This window comes from Arthrobacter sp. ov118 (assembly GCF_900116495.1).
Taxonomy (GTDB): domain Bacteria; phylum Actinomycetota; class Actinomycetes; order Actinomycetales; family Micrococcaceae; genus Arthrobacter.
Window position 1 is genome coordinate 149,360 of the sequence record NZ_FPAY01000010.1, and the last position, 19,767, is coordinate 169,126.

Sequence of the window (19,767 nt, forward strand, 5' to 3'; positions counted from 1 at the left end):
ACTTCGGCGGGCGCAGTAGTCCGTCTCTGATGATTGTCTGCATGTTTGTCTGTGTGTTTGTCTGTGTGTTTGTCTGCGTCCGGCCCCACACCTTCAATCCTATGCCCGGGGACTGACTAAACTGGAGGCTGATTCCGCGTCAACCCCACGCGTCAACACCAGGAGGAAAATCCCTGTGAAGGTATTTGGACAGCGCAAACGTGCCACGGCGGCCCTCGCGGCGGCGGGCACGTTACTGGCCTTGGCCGCCTGCACGCCTGCCGGCACCGGGACCGGGACCACGGCGGCCGCGCCGTCGTCGAGTTCGGCCTCATCACCGCAGTCCTCCACGACCGCTCCCCCAAGCCCTTCCGCGGAGCCCGGCACCTCTGCCACGGTCGGCGCCCTGGTTCCCGGATTCCCGCAGAGGCTCCTGCCCCTCATGCCCGGGGCCAAGGTGGTTTCCAGCAGCTTGGACAAGACCACTGTGCCGGCAACGGTGGCACTCGTCGGCGGCATCACGGCCCCTGCCGCCGATGTCCTGGCCTATTACACCAAGGGGCTCCAGGCCCAGGGCTTCAAGGCCGTCCCGGGAGAAACCGTGGGCGCCCTGCCCTCTAAGGACTTCCTTCGCGGCGACAGCGAGACCGTGAACATCTCCGTCATGGAGTCCAAAGGCGTGTCCACCTTCACGATTGGCGCTAACGTCGCTGCCGGATCCGTCAAGTGAGCGTCACCGAACAGCTGCGACTCGAACAGACGGCCTTCGTGGCCGCCGTCGCCGGCCAGCTCACGGATTTCCTGACCAGCCGCCAGGCTGTCATGTCCTCTATCTCGCAGGACATCGACCCGCTCATGGGCTCGATCTCCAACCTGGTCACGGGCGGCAAGCGCCTCCGGGCACTGATGTGTTACTGGGGCTGGCGCGGGGCCGGCGGCGAGGCCGACGCGGCCGAGGTGGTCACCGCAGGGGCAGCCCTGGAACTCTTCCAGGCCGCGGCCCTGATCCACGACGACATCATTGACCGCTCGGACACCCGCCGGGGCGGCCCCAGCGTCCACCGCCGGTTCAGCGAACTGCACGAAAAACAGAGCTGGGCGCTGGACCGCGAACGATTCGGGCACGCGGCCGCCATCCTCACCGGCGACCTTTGCCTGTCCTTCAGCGAGGAATCCTTCACGGAAATCGGACACCGGGCCGCCGCCGGCAGCCCGGCGCGGCTGATCTTCAACCTCATGCGCGCCGAAGTGATGGCCGGGCAGTACCTGGACATCCTGGAGGAGGTCGCAGGGCCGCGGCGTGACCGCGCCGGCGCCGTCAGCCGGGCCCAGTCCATCATCCGATTCAAGTCGGCCAAGTACTCCACCGAGCACCCGCTCGCCCTGGGCGGCGCGTTGGCCGGAGCAGGCGATGAGCTGCTGCGCGGCTACTCGGCGTTCGCCCTGCCGCTGGGCGAGGCGTTCCAGCTGCGCGACGACGTCCTTGGCGTCTTCGGCGACCCTGTCACAACCGGCAAGCCGGCCGGGGACGATCTCCGTGAGGGCAAGCGGACGGTGCTCGTGGCATTTGCCCTGGACCAGGCCACGGCAGCCGATTCGGAGTTCATCGACGCCAAACTCGGCGACCCCGAACTCAGCGACGCAGACATCACGGAGATCCGGCGGATCATTGTGGACTCCGGCGCACTCCAGGCCACCGAGGTGCTCATCGAAGAGTTCGGCAAGGCGGCCTTCACCGCCTTGGACCTCCTGCCGTTGGAGGAGCTTCCCAAGACGGCGCTCCGCAAGCTGGCGGAAGCAGCCGTCAGCCGCGCCGCCTGATCCGGACTGCCACGGAATCCAACTGCTGCCCAGGAGGAGGAACGCCGCGGGCCGCGTACAGCGATATTCGCTGCACACGGCCCGCGGTAAGTTTCTTTAATACTGTTTTTGTCTGCTGCCGCGGCGCTCCTACCAGGCCAGGGACTGTGCCCGGCGGCGGATTTCGGTCTTGCGGCCTTCGCGGAGGGCGTCGATCGGCCGCCCGCGCAGTGACTCGTCCGGGGTGAAGAGCCAGTTGATCAGATCCTCGTCCGAGTAGCCGGCGTCAGAGAGGACAACAATGGTGCCTTTCAGGCTTTCCACTGCGTGGCCGTCCTGGATGAATGCCGCCGGCACGGACCGGATGCGCCGGTCTCCGATTCTTATGGCCGCCAGCGCACGCTCGTCCAGAAGTGCATGGACTTTGGTAATAGACACATTAAGAAGCTGTGCCACATCGGGCAGGGGCAGCCATTCGCCCACGAGGTTTTCTACATTACTCACGGATAAAGATTGCCACGGTGGGTGCCCCGTCGCCTAGTCGGTGCCGACACTCCGCCGGGTCGCGGGTTTCGGAATATCAAACAGTTCTTGTGCTAACCGGAAATTCGTGAGAGATTCACATAGATCACATTTGTAACAGCAATAACTTTTGTCACACTGGTAACAACACTTGTACCGGCTGACCACAGCGTTGCCGCTGAGAAGAGGATCTTTCAATGACAACCTCACGTGCGTCACAGCACCACCCGAGGCCCAGCCTGCCGCTGATCGCGGCGACAACAGCGGCGCTGCCTGCCGTCGTGCTTTCCTCCCTGGCGGTTGCCCAGCCTGCCGCTGCGGAGCCCCGTGCGCGTGCCGTCCCGGCCACCCTCGCGGCCGCGATGCGCGCCCAGGCTAAGGCGGACGTGGCGACGTCCCTCAAGGGTGCGGTGATCCCCGCCGCTTCTGTCCCGGCAGCGCTGCCCAACGCCCTGCGCCCAACCCGGACGGCGGCTCCGGCCGAGTACACGATTGCCCGCGGTGACACCATCAGCGCCGTCGCCGGCCGCTATGGCCTGGACACCTACGCCGTGCTCAAGCTGAACAATCTGCAGGCGAACACGATCATCTACCCCGGCCAGAAGATCAAGCTGACGGGTTCGAAGGCGGCGCCGGCACCCACAGCATCCGCCTCAGCCACCGTCAAACCGGCCACTGCCGCCTCCGGCACCGGCAGCGTGCACATCGTCAAGGCCGGCGACACCCTCAGTGCCATCGCTGCCCGCCACGGCGTTGGCCTTTCCCAGATCTTCAAGTGGAACGGGCTCGGCATGGGCTCCATCATCTACCCCGGCCAGAAGATCAAGCTCGGCGGCGGTTCCACTGCCACTACCCCTTCCAAGACTGCCCCGTCGGCGCCCGCCGCAACCCCGTCGGCACCCGCCACCACATCGGCCAGCTCCGGTTCCTACACGATCAAGGCCGGCGATACCCTCTCCGGCATTGCCGCCAGGAACGGCGTTCGACTCTCGGACGTCCTCTCCGCCAACCGGCTGACGATGTCGAGCATTATCTATCCGGGTCAGAAGCTCGTTATTCCCGGCGCGTCCACGATCGCACCGGCTTCGAGCAAGCCTGCCGCAACCACGCCGCTGGTGCCCAGCACGTTCCTCGGGTTCACTTACCCGGCGGCCGTAGTGAGCTCGGCGAACCAGAACAAGGCACTGCTCAACGCTTCTCCGGTCCCCAGCCGCGAACAGATGAAATCGATCGTGGCGGACACTGCGCGGCGCATGGGCGTGGACGCCAGCCTGGCCCTCGCCTTCGCGTATCAGGAATCGGGCTTCAGCCAGCGAGCGGTGTCCCCTGCCAACGCGATCGGCACCATGCAGGTCATCCCGTCCTCCGGCCAGTGGGCCTCGGACCTGGTCGGGCGGAAACTGAACCTGCTGGATCCGTATGACAACGCCACTGCAGGAATCGCCATCATCCGCCAGCTGGTCAATTCGAGCCCGGATCTGGATACTGCGATCGCCGGCTATTACCAGGGTCAGTACTCGGTTAGCCAGAACGGCATGTTCGAGGACACCAAGGGGTATGTCGCCGCCATCAAGGCCAACCGGACGCTGTTCAGGTAGGCACGCACGGCGCTTGACCACGGCGTTTGACGCTGCGGGCCCGGATCGCATGTTGATCCGGGCCCGTTTCTGTCCAACGACTACGATTGTAGGGTGCAAGAATACGTGTCGGACACTCTCGTCGGGAACCTGGTGGATAACCGCTACCAGGTTCAATCCAGGCTTGCCCGCGGCGGCATGTCCACCGTGTACCTCGCCACGGACCAGCGTTTGGAGCGCGATGTGGCACTAAAAGTGCTGCACCCCCACCTGGCCGACGATCCTCAGTTCCTGCACCGGCTGGGACGCGAAGCCAAAGCTGCCGCCCGGCTCTCCCACCCCCACGTGGTGGGTGTCCTGGACCAGGGCGAGGACGGCCGGCTCGCGTACCTCGTCATGGAGTTCATCAAGGGCCACACGCTGCGCGACGTCCTCAAAGAGAAGGGCGCCCTGTCACCGAGGCTGGCCCTGGCCCTGATCGATCCCGTCGTCGAGGGGCTCGGGGCCGCACACGCTGCTGGAATGATCCACCGCGACATCAAGCCGGAAAACGTCCTGATCGCCGACGACGGCCGGATCAAGCTCGGCGACTTCGGCCTGGCGCGCGCCATCTCGACGTCCACGAGCACCGGGGCCCTGATCGGGACTGTCGCCTACCTCTCCCCCGAGCTTGTCCTGGGCAAGCAGGCGGACGCCCGCAGCGACATCTACTCGGTAGGGATCATGCTCTACGAAATGATCACCGGCCGGCAGCCGTTCGACGGTGAGGTGCCCATCCAGGTCGCCTACCAGCACGTCAACTCCACCGTGGGGCCTCCGTCCGCGCACGTGCCCGGACTGGCCGCGGAGATCGACGAACTCGTCCAGTGGTGCACCGACAGGGACCCGGACAAGCGCCCCGTCGACGGCGGTGCCCTGTTGTCCGAACTCCGTCATATCAGGACAAACCTCAGCGACGCCGAGCTTGACCTCCAGCCGCCGGCGGCCATCCGCAGCATCCTGCCGCCAGCCGCCCCGCCCGCCAGACAGCCCGGCGGTACCGCTCCGGCGCCGGACGCGCAGGAGACTGCATACAAGCAGCCCCCTGACGGGATGCCAACCGAAGTCTATGGCGGCCTCCAGCAGCCCACGGAGATGATCTCCCGCCACAGCGGCAACCCGACCACCGTGATGAGCAACGCCCCGCGGCGTCCCGCTTACGGGCCGTTGTCCCCTCCGGAGGAGTCGGCGTACCAGGACGGCCCCGGGTATGGCGCGCCGCAGGACGTTGCAACGGCGCCCAGCAAGCGCGTTCAGCGCAAGCTGGAGAAGGACGAAGTCAAGGCGCGCCAGCGCGCTGCGGCCACGCCCACCAAGACGCTGCACGAAGGAAACCCCCGACGCCGCGGGCTGCTGTGGATTGTCCTGCTGGTGGTCGCGGCGCTGCTCGCCGCCGCCGCCGGCTGGTTCTTTGGCATGGGTCCCGGTTCGCCGGGGACGATTCCCCCCGTGGCCAACAAGACCGTTGCACAGGCTCAGGACCTGCTGCGCACTGCCGGGTTCCAGTCCACCGTCAAAGACGTCTTCAACGACGACGTCTCGCCCGGCCTGGTGGTCAGTTCCGAGCCCAAAGCCGGCGAGGTCATTCGGAAATTCCAGCCTGTGTCCCTCGCCGTTTCCAAGGGCCCGGAATTGTTCCCGCTGGCAGAGCTCACCGGCAAATCCCTGGACGAGGCCAAGACAACCCTCAACGGCGCCCACATGGCCCTCGGCCCGATCACCGAGAAGTTCGATGAGACGGCCCCTGCCGGGACAGTTCTGGCCCAGGCGCCGGGCAGCGGCAACCCGGTCAGGCACGGGACGCCGGTGGCCCTGACCGTGTCTAAGGGTCCACAGCCCATCCCGGTTCCGGATGTCCGGGGCCAGGAGCAGGATGCCGCCGTGAGCGCCCTCGAGGCGGCAGGACTGAAGGCCGTCGTCGCCCCGGAGCGGGTCAATGACCGGAAGGTCCCCAAGGGTTCAGTGGTTGCCCAGGATCCGGCCTCCGGCAACCTGACCAAGGGCGGAGCCGTGACGCTGACCATTTCCGATGGCCCGAAGCTCGTGGACGTCCCGAGCTTCATCGGGAAGCAGGCCACAGAAGCCCAAGATGCCCTTGAAAAGCTCGGATTCAAGGTCCAGATCGATGAAATCCTGGGCGGATTCTTCGGCACAGTCCGCGCCCAGGACCCCGTCAACACGAAAGTCCCGGAAGGTTCGACCATCACACTGACCGTAGTCTGAGCGTCGTCGGTCTCACCGCACAAAGAAGCTCCGCCCGGCTGGTGCAGCCGGGCGGAGCTTCTTTGTCAGGTGTCAGTGCGGGCGGCAGCGCGTCAGCGCTTGGCGAGCGCGCCTGCCACCAGGAACGCCATCTCCAGGGACTGCATGTGGTTCAGGCGCGGATCGCAGACTGACTCATACCGGTCCAGGAACGCTTCCTGGTCGATCGGGTCGGCTCCGCCGAGGCATTCGGCGACGTCGTCACCCGTCATCTCCACGTGCAGGCCGCCGGGAACGGTGCCGAGCGCGTGGTGGACCTCAAAGAATCCGCGCACTTCGTCGATGACGTCGTCGAAGTTGCGGGTCTTGTAGCCGTTGGGCGAGGTGACCGTGTTGCCGTGCATGGGGTCGGTGACCCACAGGACCTGCGCACCTGAGGCGGTGACGCGCTCGACGACCGCCGGGAGCTTTTCGCGGATGTTACCGGCGCCCATGCGGGTGATGAAGGTCAGCCGGCCCGGCTCCCGGTCCGGATCCAGCTTGTCGATCAGCCGCAGGGCGTCGTCGCCGCTCGTCGACGGGCCAAGCTTTACGCCGATGGGATTGCGGACCCGGGATAGGAAATCAACGTGCGCGTTATCCAGTTCGCGGGTGCGCTCCCCGATCCACAGGAAGTGTGCGGAAGTGTCATACGGCAGTCCGGTGCGCGAGTCGATGCGGGTCAGGGCGCGCTCGTAATCTAGCAGCAGGGCCTCGTGGCTCGCGTAGAACTCCACGCGCTTGAGCGCTTCAAAGTCGGCGCCGCAGGAGTCCATGAATTTGATGGCGCGGTCGATGTCCCGGGCCAGCGACTCGTAGCGGGCGTGGGCCGGGTTCTCGGTGAAGCCTTTGTTCCACTGGTGCACCAGGCGCAAGTCCGCGAAGCCGCCTTGCGTGAACGCACGGATCAGGTTCAGCGTGGAGGCCGAGGTGTGGTAGGCCCTGAGCATCCGGCCGGCATCATGCGCGCGGGAGTCGGGGGTGAAGTCGTAGCCGTTGACGATGTCGCCGCGGTAGGCCGGGAGGGTAACGCCGTCGCGGGTTTCATCGTTGGAGGAGCGGGGCTTGGCGAACTGGCCAGCCATGCGGCCCATCTTGATGACCGGCATGGCCGCACCGTACGTGAGCACTACGGCCATCTGCAGGATGGTCCGGACGCGGGCACTGATCTTGTCCGCCGTCGCCGCCTCGAAGGTCTCGGCGCAGTCCCCGCCCTGAAGCAGGAAGGCCTTGCCCTGCGCGGCGGCGGCAAGCCGTTCGCGGAGGATGTCCACTTCGCCGGCAAACACCAGGGGCGGGAGGACGGAGAGTTCCTTGACGGACGCCTTGAAAACAGCCGGGTCCGACCACGTGGGCTGCTGCGAGGCCGGCAGATCCCGCCAGTTGTCCAGTCCGGGATAGTTGGCGGCTCCGCTTTGGGCGGTGCTGGTCAGCGGGGAAACTGGTTTCTCAGATAGCTGGGTCACCCTCTAAGGATAGTTGTCCCGAGGGTGTTCGGCGGCCCCGCCTGTCATTGACAGCCGCGGTAGCGTCACATGGCGCCAGGCCAAGCTGCCAAGACGGCTGGCGGGACGCCAGCGCCCAGCGCTCACGCCGAGCCGGGGGCTTCCGGTTCGTCCTCCCCCGCCGCCGTCGCGCCGCGGTCCGGGGACGGTTCTTCTGCTGTTTCTGAAGCCGTGGCTGCAGCTGCCTCCCGGGCCAGGTCCGCGGTTGCATCCTGCGTTTTACGGGCCAGACGGAGCTTCACGACAGCGGCGTACTCGTCCACGTATTCCTGCCCGGACAGCCGCATGAGCTCGTACATGATCTCGTCGGTCACCGAACGCTGGATCAGCCTGTCGTCTTCCATCCCGTAATACCGGCTGAAGTCCAGCGGCTCGCCGAAGATCATGCCGATGCGCCGAATGTTGGGCACGCGCTTGCCGATCGGCTGGACCTTGTCAGTTCCGATCATCGCCACGGGGATGACGGGGACCCGGGCCTGCAGCGCGAGGCGGGCAACGCCGACCTTGCCCCGGTAGAGGTGCCCGTCGGGGCTGCGGGTGCCCTCGGGATAGATGCCCAGGAGGGAACCGTTCCTGAGGACGTCCATGCCGGCGTTGAGGGACAGCGCGGACGCGGCACCCCCGGACCTGTCCATGGGGAGCTGGTTGGTGAGCCGGAAGAAGGCCGCGGTCAGCTTGCCCTTGATCCCGGTGCCGGTGAAGTATTCGGCTTTCGCCAGGAACACGACCGGCCGCGGCACCATGACGGGCATGAAAATGGAATCCGAGAAGGAGAGGTGGTTCGAGGCCAGGATGGCGGCGCCTTCGGCCGGAACGTTGTCGAGGCCCTTGACCCAGGGCCGGAACAGCAGCCTAAGAACCGGGCCCAGGACAAATGTCTTGACGAACCAATAGAACAACTTGGCGACCTCTCCGGAAAGCGTCTGGCCGGCCGCCCGAATCGGGTCCGGCCAGGACTTCAATGGACACCTTACTCTAGTGAGTTTTGCCGCCAAGGGTGACACGATGGGCTCATGACTGAAAGCAGCATGTTCCCGGCGCCGGCCGCTTTCAGCTACCCCGGCCACGGCCCCAAAGCCCGGATCGGCGTGGCCATCTGCCACGGCTTTACCGGCAGCCCCCACAGCATCCTGCCATGGGCCGAGCACCTCGCCGCCGAGGGGTTCGCGGTGTCGGTCCCGCTGCTGCCCGGGCACGGCACCCACTGGCGGGACCTGGCCCGGCAGAACTGGCACGACTGGTACAGGGGCTTTGAAACGGCCTACCTGGACCTGGCCGCCCGCACCAGCGACTGCTATGTCGCGGGCCTCTCCATGGGCGGCACGATCGCCCTGCGTACCGCAGCCCGCCACACGGTCGCCGGAGTGGCCGCGGTCAATCCCGGACTGAGCTTTTACGACCGCAGGGTCAGGATTGTCGGACTGCTCAAGTACTTCCAACGGACCACGCCGCCGCTTCAAGAGGAAAATTCCACGGCGTCCGCCACCGACGACGGCGACTACTCCGTGACGCCGCTGGCGGCCGTCCACCAGTTGAGCCGGTTGTTCTCCGCGACGCTCCGCCAGCTTCCGGCCGTCCGGTGCCCCGTCCTGGTCTTCAAGTCCGATACCGACGCCGTGGTGCCGCCGTCGTCCCTCGAACTGCTGCGCAGGCGCCTCGGGTCCCGGGACCTCAGCGTGGTCCGCCTCCCGGGCAGCGGTCATGTTGCAACCCTGGACGTTGATGCGCCGCTACTCTTTGAGGAATCAGCCCGATTCTTCCTTCAGCACGCCCGCTCCACCACGCCGCCCGCAGCCACCTCGGAGAACCCATGAACATCCTCCCGGACCATTCGCCGTTCAGCAGCCCGTTCACTGGCACCGGTCCCCGGGCCGGCGTCGTGGTGTGCCACGGTTTCACCGGCAGCCCGCACGGCGTGCGGGACTGGGCGCAGTCCCTGGCTGGCGCCGGATTCGCCGTCCGGCTGCCCCTGCTGCCCGGACACGGAACGAGCTGGCAGGATCTGGCCAGGACCCGCTGGCAGGACTGGCACGGCGCGGTAGACGCGGCGTACCTTGAGCTGGCGGAAGAATGCGAAGTCGTGGTCATGGCGGGACTGTCCATGGGCGGGGCCCTGGCGCTGCGAATTGCCGCCACCCGCCCCGTTGCGGGGGTTGTCGCAGTGAACCCCGGACTCGTCATCGATGACCGCCGCGCCCCCATGGCCGGTTACTTGAGGTTTGTCCTCAAGAGCACGCCCGCGATCGCCAATGACATCCTCAAACCTGACGCGGATGAGTGCGCCTATCCGCGGACACCGGTGGCGGCAGCGCACGAACTCAACAAGATGTTCAAGGACACCGTGAGACTGCTGCCGCGCATCACGGCACCCGTCCGGGTCTACCGTTCCACCGTGGACCACGTGGTTTCCGAGTCCAGCATGAGAGCGCTGCGACGCGGGCTGACCCATTCCCCGCTCGAGGTGGTCCAGCTGGAAAACAGCTACCACGTAGCTACGATGGACAACGACGCGCCCGAAATCTTCCGCGGCACGGCCGAATTCGTCCGGTCCGTGACGACCTCTGTCAGTTCGGACTCGGACTCCGCCAGCGCCACCCGGAAGGACACGGCCAATGACTAAGCCGGACCCCGACGTCCCCGATCCGGAAACTCCGGACCCGGATCCAGCAGACACCCGCGCCCCGGACACGGACGCTGACATGGACGCTTCGGGCGCGCGTCCAACCAATGACGGCGCAACCGATGACGACGCCGTCTGGCTGGATCTCGTCGCCAGGCTTCAGGGCGTCGGGGACGGCACGGACGAGGCCGCGCCCGGCTGGCCGGACGAGCACGGCCCTGCGGGCGGCGAAACGGACAGCAGCGGTAGAAGCAACAGCGGTAAAGACAGCACCGGAACAGACAGCGCCGGCGGCGCCGACAGGGCCGGCGGGACCGCCTCAACTGCCAGGACGTTCCGTGACTTTGACCCGCTGGGTCTCGCTGGCGCCGCCCCCAAGGAACCTTCCGCCGCGGAACGGCTGCGGCAGGCCGGCGGGGAACCTGGTGCCGTGGCCGGGGACGAGGGACCGGACTCGGCCTCTGGCCCGCGCGACTACGAGCCTGAGGACGACGACGGTGCCTTCGTCCCGGAGGTCCCGCCCAGTCTGGCGGGAGCAGATCCGCTGACCGTCCTTGCCTGGATCGGTGCCGTGGGCGGGCCTGTGGCGCTCGTCCTCTCGGCAATGTTCTGGCGCTCGGCTCCGCTGCTGGCGATCCTTGGCATGGTGGCCGCGTTTGCGGCCTCGGTGGTGTTCCTGATCATGAAACTGCCGGGCGAGAAGGACGAAAACGACGACGGTGCGCGCGTCTAGGCTCCCCCGTTCGCTCCGCGGTGGGTTCGTCTGCTGTTCCGTCTAGAGTTGCCTACGTGTGCATGCGGCTGCTGACCCGGGAGAGGTCCGCGGCGCCGATCAGGCCGGCGTTGGGTCCAAGGGCCGCCAGATCAATCTCCGCTGCAGGGCGGAAGCCGCGGCCGGTGAGGTTCCGCGAGAACGCCTTCCGGGCCGGCGCGACGAGGAGCTCGCCGGCGTCGCAAAGTCCGCCGCCGATCACAAACTTCCCGGGATCCAGGGCCGCGGCAAGGTTTGCCAGTCCTAGGCCGAGCCACTCCCCGACGTCCTCAATGAGCTCGCGGGAGGTCGGGTCACCGGCTTCGGCCAGCTCCGTCACCGTCACGCCCGTGATCCGGGCTACGTCTCCGTCGACGGCCCGCAGCAGCTCCTGGGCGACCGGGGAATTGGCGGCAGCGAGCTCACGTGCCTCGCGGCCAAGTGCATTGCCGGAGGCGTACTGCTCCCAGCAGCCCCGGTTGCCGCACTCGCAGCGGTGGCCGCCGGGCATGATGATCTGGTGCCCGAACTCCCCCGCCACACCGAAGCGGCCGCGTTCCAGGCGCCCGTCCATCACCATGGCGCCGCCGATCCCGGTGCCCAAGGTGATGCAGACCAGCCGGCTCTGACCCTGCCCGGCGCCGAAGCGCCATTCCGCCCAGGCAGCGGCATCGGCGTCGTTGGTCAACAAAACGGGCCGGCGCAGCAATCGCTGCAGGTTCGCGCGCAGTGGTTCATTGCGCCAGGCCAGATGCGGACTGAAGAGCACCGTGGCGCCGTCCAGATCCATCCAGCCGGCCGCGCCGATGCCCACGGACCAGATCCGGTGCCCTGCACCCAGTTCTTCGACGAGTTCGACAATGACCTGTTCCACGGCTCGCGGGTCGTTGCCCGGAGTGGAGCGCTTCGCCTGGCTGAGGATCCGCCCCTCGGCATCGACGACCCCGGCAGCTACCTTCGTCCCGCCGATATCGACGCCGATCGCCAGGCCCTTGCGGCCCAGCCTCAAGTGCGAGCGGAAATCGTGGCCGGCGCCGTTGGCAGCCGCTCCAGCCAGGGTCCTGCTGCGCCAGGGTGCGGTGCGGCCGCGCAGGCCGGGCTGCCGGCCGGGTGTTGGTGTCTGCATGATTCCCCATTCTATTCACGCGCCGCTATCTACCAGTCCGGACGCCACGCGGGATGACGGCCGCGCGCCGCGGGCGTCCACACTGGCGCAGTCTGGGGCAACGACTGGCGGAACGGCGCGTCCGAACGTAATGTTACTGGCCAGTAGGTGTCCCGGGACACACCACCCGGGGCGGCAGACTAGGCTTAGGCCTACCTGTTGCGTGCCTATGGATACCAAAGGAGCTATCGTGCGAGAAATCATTGTCCCGCCCCTGGTGAAGGTTGATCCGGACACCAACGTCACCGACTTCGTGGTGCGCCAGGCGGCCAAGCCCGCCAACCCTGCCCTGTTCTCCCGGCTCGACGCCGCGGGCCAGTGGCAGGACGTCCGGGCCAGGGCTTTCCTGGCGGACGTCCGTGCCCTTGCCAAGGGCCTCATGGCCAACGGCGTGGCCGCTGGCGACCGCGTGGGCATCATGTCCCGCACGCGTTACGAGTGGGCCCTGATCGACTTCGCCATCTGGTTCGCCGGCGCCGTCTCCGTTCCGATCTACGAGACCTCCTCGCCTTCACAGGTGGCCTGGAACCTCGGAGACTCCGGCGCCGTAGCCGCTTTCGGCGAATCCGCCCATCACGAGGACGTGATTCGGCAGGCAGCCACCTCCGAAGGTCTCACCGCCCTGCGGAACGTCTGGCAGCTCGAAGGCAGCGGCCTGGACGAGGTCCGCGCGGCTGGAACCGGCATCAGCGACGCCGAGCTCGAGGCACGGCGCAGCCAGGCGTCCCTGAGCGACATCGCCACGATCATCTACACCTCGGGCACCACGGGCCGGCCCAAGGGCTGCGAACTGACCCACGGGAACTTCGTGGAATTGTCCGAGAACGCCTTGGCCACCTCGCTGGGCAGGGTGGTCCATGACCAGGCAAAAACCATCATGTTCCTGCCGCTGGCTCACGTCTTTGCGCGCTTTATCTCCGTGTTGGCGGTCGCCGCCGGCGTCACCGTGGCGCACACCCCGGACGTCAAGAATCTGCTGCCGGATCTGCAAAGTTACCGGCCGACCTTCATCCTCGCCGTCCCGCGGGTCTTCGAAAAGGTTTACAACTCCGCCCTGACCAAGGCCGAGGACGGCGGCAAGGGCGCCATCTTCCACCGCGCCGCGGACACCGCGATCGAATACTCCCGCGCCCGGCAGTCGGGCAAGGTCGGGCTGGTCCTGAAGCTCAAGCACTCCGTGTTCGACAGGCTTGTCTACAGCAAGCTCCGGAACGCCATGGGCGGGAACGTCTCCCATGCCGTGTCCGGCGGCGGCCCGCTCGGCGAACGGCTCGGGCACTTCTTCCAGGGCATCGGACTGCAGATTTTGGAAGGCTACGGGCTGACCGAAACCACGGCGCCGGTTTCCGTCAACACCCCGGACCTGATCAGGATCGGGACCGTGGGCGCACCGATACCCGGCAACGCCGTCCGAATCGCCGACGACGGCGAGATCCTCACCAAGGGCGTCTGCGTCATGCGGGGCTACTTCAGGCGCGACGACCTGTCCGCCGAAGCCTTCGACGACGGCTGGTTCCGCACCGGCGACATTGGCCAGCTGGATGAGCAGGGATTCCTGACCATCACCGGGCGCAAGAAGGAAATTATCGTCACGGCCGGCGGCAAGAACGTGGTGCCGGCCCTTTTGGAGGACCAGATCCGGGCCGACGCGCTCGTCTCGCAGGTCCTCGTCGTCGGAGACAACCGCCCGTTCATCGGCGCCCTGGTCACACTCGACGAGGAAGCCCTCCCCGGCTGGCTGGGCCGCCACGGGCTCCCGGCCTCGACGTCGCTCACCGACGCCGCCGCCAACCCGGCCGTCAAGGCCGCGGTCCAGGAGCTTATCAACCGTGCCAACCAGACCGTCTCCCAGGCCGAGGCGATCAAGTCCTTCCGGATCGTGCCGGCCGACTTCACCGAGGCCTCCGGCCATCTGACCCCCTCCATGAAAGTGAAGCGGGCCCAGGTGCTCAAGGACTTCGAGACCGTGATCGAGGAGATGTACAGCGCCAAGCGCCCCACCCACGCCTGACCCAACGCGGGGTCACTTAGCGCCCCATAAGCGGCCTTTATTGGGCCGTAAGTGACCCCGCGTTGCGTTAAAACGAAGGGCTCCTCCAGCCGTAGCCGGAGGAGCCCTTCGTAGTTCGGGGCGGTCTACTGCTCCACTACGAGCAGCAGGTCTCCGCCCTGGACCTGTTCCACCGCGCCGACGGCGAGGCGGCCCACCGTGCCGGCCACCGGCGTCGTAATGGATGCTTCCATCTTCATGGCCTCGATGGTGGCCACGGTGTCGCCGGCCTTGACGGTGTCCCCGACCTTGACGGTCAGCGTGACGGCGCCGGCGAAGGGTGCGGCCACCTGGCCCGGCTGGGAGGCATCGGCGCGTTCGGCGGCCTTGACGTTGCTCACCACGGAACGGTCACGGACCACCACGGGCCGGGACTGGCCGTTGAGCGTGCACATGACGGTGCGCATGCCCTTTTCGTCCGGTTCGGACACGGCTTCGAGCGAGGCGATCAGACGGACGCCCTTCTCGAGCTCGATCTCGTGCTCGGCACCGCGCTGCAGCCCGAAGAGGTAATCGCGGGTGTCCAGCACTGAAAGGTTGCCGTAGGTCTCGACGCTCTTCTGGTAGTCCTTGGTGGGGCCGGCGAAGAGCAGGCGGTTGAGGGTGCGCTGGCGGGTCTTGGAGTCCCCCTGCAGCGCGGCGCTGTCCTCGGCACTGAGCTCCGCGTCACGGACCTTCACGTTGCGGCCCTGGAGGGCCTTGGTGCGGAAGGGCTCGGGCCAGCCGCCGGGAGGGTTGCCGAGTTCGCCAGAGAGGAAGCCAATCACGGAGTCCGGGACGTCGTATTTCTGCGGGTTCTCGTTGAAGTCCGCGGGATCGGCGTTGAGGCCCACCAGGTGCAGGGCGAGGTCGCCCACCACCTTGGACGACGGCGTCACCTTGACCAGACGGCCGAGGATGCGGTCCGCCGCGGTGTACATGTCCTCGATCGCCTCGAAACGCTCGCCCAGGCCCAGCGCCATCGCCTGCTGGCGCAGGTTGGACAGCTGCCCGCCGGGGATCTCGTGCTGGTAGACCCGGCCCGTGGGGCCCGGCAGCCCGGACTCGAAGGGGGCGTAGACCCGGCGGACGGCCTCCCAATAGGGCTCGAGTGCACAGACGTTGGCGAGGTTGAGCCCGGTGTCACGCGGCGTGTGGGCCAGCGCGGCGACGAGGGCGGAGGCCGACGGCTGGCTGGTGGTTCCGGCCAGGGAGGCCGAGGCCACATCGACGGCGTCGACGCCGGCGTCCACGGCCGCGAGGAGCGTGGCCAGCTGGCCGCCGGCAGTGTCGTGGGTGTGCAGGTGGACGGGGAGGTCGAACCGCTCCCGCAGCGCCGTCACGAGGCGTGCGGCGGCAGCGGGGCGGAGGAGTCCGGCCATGTCCTTGATCGCCAGGATGTGCGCACCGGCGTCGACGATCTTCTGCGCCAGCTCCAGGTAGTAGTCCAGCGTGTAGAGGGTTTCCTCCGGATCCAGCATGTCCGCGGTGTAGCAGAGGGCGACCTCGGCGACGGCGGTGCCGGTCTCGCGGACGGCGCGGATGGCCGGGGCCATCTGGTTGACGTCGTTGAGGGCGTCGAAGATGCGGAAGATGTCGATGCCCGTGGCGGCTGCCTCGTTGACGAACGCCACCGTGACCTCTTCAGGGTAGGGCGTGTAGCCCACGGTGTTGCGGCCGCGGAGCAGCATCTGCAGGCACAGGTTCGGCATTGCCTTGCGCAGTGCCGCCAGCCGGTCCCACGGGTCTTCGCCGAGGAAGCGCAGGGCGACGTCGTAGGTCGCCCCGCCCCAGGCCTCCACCGACAGCAGCTCCGGGAGCAGTTTGGACACCGCCGGTCCGGCCGCGACCAGGTCGCGGGTGCGCACACGGGTGGCGAGCAGGGACTGGTGCGCGTCGCGGAACGTGGTGTCCGTGACGGCCACGGCGTCCTGCTCGCGCAGTGCCTTGGCGAAGCCCTCCGGGCCCAGCTCCAGGAGCCGCTGGCGCGACCCCGGCCGGGCCGCAGCATCACTAAGGGCTGGAAGCTTGTCCGCCGGGTCCGTGTGGACTTTCAGTTCGCCGTTGGGCTTGTTGACAGTGACCTCGGCGAGCCAGGTCAGCAGCTTGGTGCCGCGGTCTGCGGAGACCCGTGCCTTCAGCAGCTCGGGCCGTTCGTCGATGAACGAGGTGGCCACATCCCCGGCAACGAAGTCCGGATCGTCCAGGACGGCCTGCAGGAAGGAGATGTTGGTGGACACGCCGCGGATACGGAACTCGGCGAGGGCGCGGCGGGCCCGGGCCACGGCGGCCGGGTAGTCGCGGCCGCGGCAGGTCAGCTTGACCAGCATGGAGTCGAAGTGCGGGCTGATCTCCGCGCCCGAGTAGACGGTGCCGCCGTCGAGCCGGACACCGGCGCCGCCAGCCGAGCGGTAGCCGGTGATCTTGCCGACGTCGGGCCGGAAGCCGTTGGCCGGGTCTTCCGTGGTGATGCGGCACTGCAGGGCAGCGCCCTTGAGCTGGACGGTCTCCTGCGAGAGGCCCAGGTCCGCGAGGGTCTCGCCGGCGGCGATGCGCAGTTGCGCCTGGACGAGGTCGACGTCGGTGACTTCCTCGGTGACGGTGTGCTCAACCTGGATGCGCGGGTTCATTTCGATGAACACGTGCTGGCCGGCGCGCTCCCCGACCGTGTCGACAAGGAATTCGACCGTTCCGGCGTTGACGTAGTTCAGTGCCTGCGCGAACTTCACGGCGTCGCGGTACAGCGCCTGCCGGATGTTGTCGTCCAGGTTTGGGGCCGGCGCGATCTCAATCACCTTCTGGTGGCGGCGCTGGATGGAGCAGTCGCGCTCGAAGAGGTGCATGACGTTGCCCTCGGCGTCGGCCAGGATCTGGACCTCGATGTGCCGGGGGCGCAGGACGGCCTGCTCGAGGAACATGGTGGGATCGCCGAACGCCGCGTCGGCTTCGCGCATGGCGGCCTGCAACGCCTCCGGGAGCGCCTCGCGAGTGTCCACCCGGCGCATGCCGCGGCCGCCGCCGCCGGCGACGGCCTTGGCGAAGATCGGGAAGCCGATCTCGTCCGCGGCGGCGATGAGTTCGTCCAGGTCCTTCGAGGGCTGGCTGGACTTAAGCACCGGGACACCCGCCTTGCGGGCGGCCTCGAGGGCGGCAACCTTATTGCCCGCAAGTTCCAGGACCTCCGCCGGCGGGCCGACGAACGTAATGCCGGCCTCCTTAGCGGCCCGCGCGAGGCGCGGGTTCTCGGAGAGGAAGCCGTACCCGGGGTAGATGGCGTCTGCTCCGGCTTCCTTGGCTACGCGCACCACCTCGTCGACGTCGAGGTAGGCCCGGACCGGGTGCCCCTCTTCACCGATCAGATACGCCTCGTCGGCCTTCTGGCGGTGGATCGAGTTGCGGTCCTCGTGGGGAAACACGGCGACGGTCTTGGCACCTAGCTCGTAGCCGGCGCGGAACGCGCGAATCGCGATTTCGCCGCGGTTGGCCACCAGAATCTTGGAAAACATACTTCTCCTGCATCATCGCGGGCGTATCGGTAAGTGCTCACAGTGTCCAAGACGCGTGCGGGCAAACACAAATCATTGTGGCGACTGTCACAGCATTATCCGTCACGGACGGCGCGATGGGCAGGTCCTTATCCTTCGGCGATTGCCCTGCGGCGCCCCGTTCGCCAGGTTCATCCGGCCCCGGGGCCGGATGAAACGGGATTCGTCGGAGCAGCAACATATGATGAGTGGGTGCGTGGCGCATGCACGCCCCGGCTCGGGAGAACGCAGGAGCCGGTACGACCCAGTCTCGGCAACCGGCGTTAGGTATTGGTTTTTCAAGTGCAAGTAGTGAGCATCAGCAGCCTTAAAGGCGGTGTCGGCAAGACATCCGTGACTTCCGGACTGGCGTCGGCGGCATTGGCCGCAGGCATCCCCACGCTCGTCGTCGACCTTGACCCGCACGCAGATGCCAGCACCGCCCTGGGCGTCAGCCCGGACGACCAGCTCGACATCGGCAGGATGCTCCGGTCCCCCCGGCGTGCACACCTGGCGGACAATGTGGTGGCAAGCGGCTGGGTGGGTCAGGCCCGAGCCAACGGCGCGGCCAGCGGCAGCGCGAATGGCTCGGCACCGCACGTCCTTGATGTTGCCGTGGGCTCCGCCTACACCGGCATCTACGACCGGCCGGACCTCGGCCGCCGCGACCTCCGCCGGCTCTCAACCGTCCTGGCCGGCGCCGGGGACTATGAACTGGTCTTGGTCGACTGCCCCCCGTCACTGAACGGCCTCACCAGAATGGCCTGGTCCGCGAGCGACAAGGTGGCCCTGGTGGCCGAACCCGGCCTCTTCTCGGTAGCCGGCACCGAGCGCACCATGCGTGCCATCCAGCTGTTTCGGCAGGAATTCGCACCCAAGCTGTCCCCCGCGGGCATCGTGGCCAACCGCGTGCGCAGCGGCTCGGCCGAGCACGCGTTCCGCCTGGCGGAGATGGAGTCCATGTTCGGTGAGCTGCTATTGACCCCGCACATCCCGGAGCAGGCCAACTGGCAGCAGATCCAGGGCGCGGCCCACTCCATCCACCACTGGCCGGGCGACTCGGCCAAAAACGCGGCGGGTCTCTTCGATGCCCTGCTGCAGAACCTGCTGCACCCACGCGGGCTCGCCGCCGCGGGCGCCGTGCGCGACCGCAGCCAGCGCTGAACACGGCACACACTGAACACCGCACCCTGAACACCGCACCCTGAACGCCCGCAAATAGCAACGCGGGGTCACTTAGCGCCCAATTTTCGGGTTCCAATAGGCGCTAAGTGACCCCGCGTTGCTGCGGTTTTAAATCGCGTTGCTGGTGCTAGCCGATCTTGCGGGCTGCGCGGCGCTTGCTCAGTTCGTCGTCGGGAAAGGACTGGTCCGCGGCGTGTTCGCTGGGCAGGGCGGCGAGGCTACCTTCAACCTCACGCCAAACACGGCCGACGGCGATGCCGAACACCCCCTGGCCGCCCTGGACGAGGTCGATCACTTCGTCGGCCGAGGTGCACTCGTAGACACTCGCGCCGTCGCTCATGAGCGTAATTTGCGCGAGGTCTTCGACGCCGCGCTCCCGCAGGTGCTCGACGGCGGTGCGGATCTGCTGCAGGGAGACTCCGGTGTCCAGGAGGCGCTTGACCACCTTGAGGACCAGGATGTCGCGGAAGCCATAGAGCCGCTGCGAGCCGGATCCGGCCGCGCCGCGGACGGCGGGTTCAACAAGTCCGGTGCGCGCCCAGTAGTCGAGCTGGCGGTAGGTGATACCGGCCGCCTTGCAGGCGGTGGGGCCGCGGTAACCCGCGTCTTCGTCCAGAACGGGAAGATCCTCGGTGAACAGCAGGCCTTGGGCACCGCTGGCGGGCAGAGCAACACCGGCCGTCATGGCCTGCTTGAGCTCGCCTGCTTCGCCTTTCGGACTCACGTGGACCCTCCTTGTTGTGAGTTCCCCCTGAGTAAATTGCATCGGCAGCAATGTGTGTGAGCAGCTGCAGAACACAGAATGAAGAATCCATCCGTGTAATTCAGCC

General features: G+C 67.2%; 15 protein-coding genes. 9 read left to right on the forward strand and 6 right to left on the reverse strand.

Translation table 11 applies throughout. From position 1 onward, the window contains the following. The first annotated feature begins 175 nt into the window (after positions 1 to 175). Positions 176 to 709 (forward strand): hypothetical protein, encoded by a 534-nt coding sequence (locus BM372_RS17020; RefSeq protein ID WP_090956636.1) that lies wholly within the window; start codon positions 176 to 178, stop codon positions 707 to 709. Beyond that, positions 706 to 1,800: a polyprenyl synthetase family protein gene (locus tag BM372_RS17025; protein WP_090956637.1), complete on the forward strand. Its 1,095-nt coding sequence runs from the start codon at positions 706 to 708 to the stop codon at positions 1,798 to 1,800. Before BM372_RS17020 ends, BM372_RS17025 begins: the two co-directional genes overlap by 4 nt. Before the next feature lie 129 nt (positions 1,801 to 1,929). Here the strand turns inward: BM372_RS17025 and BM372_RS17030 are convergent, their stop codons facing one another. Then, positions 1,930 to 2,283, reverse strand: coding sequence for an Rv2175c family DNA-binding protein (locus BM372_RS17030; protein WP_090956638.1), 354 nt, complete (start codon positions 2,281 to 2,283; stop codon positions 1,930 to 1,932). 215 nt (positions 2,284 to 2,498) lie between these two features. Between BM372_RS17030 and BM372_RS17035 the strand changes: the two genes are divergently transcribed. After that, the gene (locus tag BM372_RS17035) at positions 2,499 to 3,899 is read left to right on the forward strand and encodes a lytic transglycosylase domain-containing protein (RefSeq protein WP_090956639.1); all 1,401 of its coding nucleotides are present in this window, start codon (positions 2,499 to 2,501) and stop codon (positions 3,897 to 3,899) included. 93 nt (positions 3,900 to 3,992) lie between these two features. Then, positions 3,993 to 6,140 carry a Stk1 family PASTA domain-containing Ser/Thr kinase gene (locus tag BM372_RS17040; protein ID WP_256214362.1) on the forward strand — a complete coding sequence of 716 codons (2,148 nt, stop codon included), beginning with the start codon at positions 3,993 to 3,995 and terminating at the stop codon, positions 6,138 to 6,140. Positions 6,141 to 6,232: 92 nt separating this feature from the next. On the opposite strand, the gene BM372_RS17045 is transcribed toward BM372_RS17040, so the two are convergent. Further along, positions 6,233 to 7,624, reverse strand: a complete 1,392-nt coding sequence (locus BM372_RS17045; protein WP_090956640.1) for a class II 3-deoxy-7-phosphoheptulonate synthase — start codon at positions 7,622 to 7,624, stop codon at positions 6,233 to 6,235. 122 nt (positions 7,625 to 7,746) lie between these two features. Continuing rightward, positions 7,747 to 8,562 (reverse strand): lysophospholipid acyltransferase family protein, encoded by an 816-nt coding sequence (locus tag BM372_RS17050; RefSeq protein WP_090956686.1) that lies wholly within the window; start codon positions 8,560 to 8,562, stop codon positions 7,747 to 7,749. Between the two features lie 114 nt (positions 8,563 to 8,676). Here BM372_RS17050 and BM372_RS17055 point away from each other — a divergent pair, with 114 nt between their 5' ends. The 3 genes from BM372_RS17055 to BM372_RS17065 all read left to right on the forward strand — a co-directional run bounded on the left by BM372_RS17055 (position 8,677) and on the right by BM372_RS17065 (position 11,016). Next, the gene (locus tag BM372_RS17055; RefSeq protein WP_090956641.1) at positions 8,677 to 9,477 is read left to right on the forward strand and encodes an alpha/beta hydrolase; all 801 of its coding nucleotides are present in this window, start codon (positions 8,677 to 8,679) and stop codon (positions 9,475 to 9,477) included. Then, positions 9,474 to 10,283: an alpha/beta hydrolase gene (locus BM372_RS17060; protein WP_090956642.1), complete on the forward strand. Its 810-nt coding sequence runs from the start codon at positions 9,474 to 9,476 to the stop codon at positions 10,281 to 10,283. Before BM372_RS17055 ends, BM372_RS17060 begins: the two co-directional genes overlap by 4 nt. A 79-nt stretch (positions 10,284 to 10,362) precedes the next feature. Further along, positions 10,363 to 11,016, forward strand: coding sequence for a hypothetical protein (locus BM372_RS17065; protein WP_090956687.1), 654 nt, complete (start codon positions 10,363 to 10,365; stop codon positions 11,014 to 11,016). A gap of 52 nt (positions 11,017 to 11,068) precedes the next feature. On the opposite strand, the gene BM372_RS17070 is transcribed toward BM372_RS17065, so the two are convergent. Then, on the reverse strand, positions 11,069 to 12,160 hold the full coding sequence (locus tag BM372_RS17070; protein ID WP_090956643.1) for an ROK family glucokinase: 1,092 nt from the start codon (positions 12,158 to 12,160) through the stop codon (positions 11,069 to 11,071). A gap of 229 nt (positions 12,161 to 12,389) precedes the next feature. Between BM372_RS17070 and BM372_RS17075 the strand changes: the two genes are divergently transcribed. Next, positions 12,390 to 14,210 carry an AMP-dependent synthetase/ligase gene (locus tag BM372_RS17075; RefSeq protein WP_090956644.1) on the forward strand — a complete coding sequence of 607 codons (1,821 nt, stop codon included), beginning with the start codon at positions 12,390 to 12,392 and terminating at the stop codon, positions 14,208 to 14,210. Positions 14,211 to 14,335: 125 nt separating this feature from the next. On the opposite strand, the gene BM372_RS17080 is transcribed toward BM372_RS17075, so the two are convergent. After that, complete coding sequence (locus BM372_RS17080; protein WP_090956645.1) at positions 14,336 to 17,734, reverse strand: pyruvate carboxylase; 3,399 nt, start codon at positions 17,732 to 17,734, stop codon at positions 14,336 to 14,338. 321 nt (positions 17,735 to 18,055) lie between these two features. Between BM372_RS17080 and BM372_RS17085 the strand changes: the two genes are divergently transcribed. Next, positions 18,056 to 18,916, forward strand: coding sequence for a ParA family protein (locus tag BM372_RS17085; RefSeq protein ID WP_090956646.1), 861 nt, complete (start codon positions 18,056 to 18,058; stop codon positions 18,914 to 18,916). Between the two features lie 148 nt (positions 18,917 to 19,064). On the opposite strand, the gene BM372_RS17090 is transcribed toward BM372_RS17085, so the two are convergent. Continuing rightward, positions 19,065 to 19,661: a MerR family transcriptional regulator gene (locus tag BM372_RS17090; protein WP_090956647.1), complete on the reverse strand. Its 597-nt coding sequence runs from the start codon at positions 19,659 to 19,661 to the stop codon at positions 19,065 to 19,067. Between the last annotated feature and the right edge of the window lie 106 nt (positions 19,662 to 19,767).